The 691-nt window shown below is 69.6% G+C and carries 1 protein-coding gene; it reads left to right on the top strand.

The annotated features are described in order from the left end of the window. The first annotated feature begins 164 nt into the window (after positions 1–164). Entirely contained in the window at positions 165–611 is a 447-nt protein-coding gene (locus tag ASG00_RS07045) for a DUF2269 family protein (protein WP_056207911.1), read from the top strand. Positions 612–691 lie beyond the last annotated feature (80 nt).

The following is a 691-nucleotide window of genomic DNA, read 5'->3' on the forward strand; positions in this document are numbered from 1 at the left end:
CGGAGGCGACGCACCTCGCGGGTGTGCGAGGGCCGGGACCGGGGCGCCACGGGATGGGTGACGCGGACCAGGTGTTCAGCCTACTCTTCGGCGACACCTGTCGGATTCGCGGTCCCCACCGTCCGGGGAGCGGCTCCAGCGATACCTTCACCTACGATGAAGGTATGGACACGCTTCTCGGAATCCTGCACGTCGGCACGGCCGTCTTCATCGTCGGACCGCTCGCGATCCTCCCGCACACCGCCCTGCGGGCGCTGCGCATCCGCAACGTCGACTCGGTGCGCACCCTCGCCACTTCGACGATGGTCTTCGCATGGCTGTCGTTGCTTACGTTCGTCTTCGGGTTCGGCGCCATGGGCATGGCCGATCCGAAGTATCAGCTGACGTTCACGACCCCGTGGATCCTGATCTCGATCATCCTGTACGCCGTCGCGTTCTTGCTGGCGGTGTTCCTGCTCGTCCCGCGCCTGCGCGCCGGGGCCGACGCCATCGAGGCGGCGGGGGCGGATGCCGCGGCGAAGCCCGCCGGCTACGGCGCGATCGCCGGCGTCAGCGGTGTGGTCACCCTGCTGCTCGTCGCGATCGTCGTGCTGATGATCTGGAAGCCCTGAGGCCCGTTCGGCGTCGCGCCCCTCGGCGCGCGACGCCGATCCGTGTCAGGCCCCGCGCAGCTCGCGCAGCGTGAGCGCGG

The sequence above is a fragment of the Microbacterium sp. Leaf351 genome, assembly GCF_001423825.1.
Lineage (GTDB): Bacteria > Actinomycetota > Actinomycetes > Actinomycetales > Microbacteriaceae > Microbacterium > Microbacterium ginsengisoli.

Bases quoted from the DNA above. Each gene is read 5' to 3' on its own strand.
- ASG00_RS07045 (WP_056207911.1), top strand. From the start codon at position 165: ATGGACACGCTTCTCGGAATCCTGCACGTCGGCACGGCCGTCTTCATC.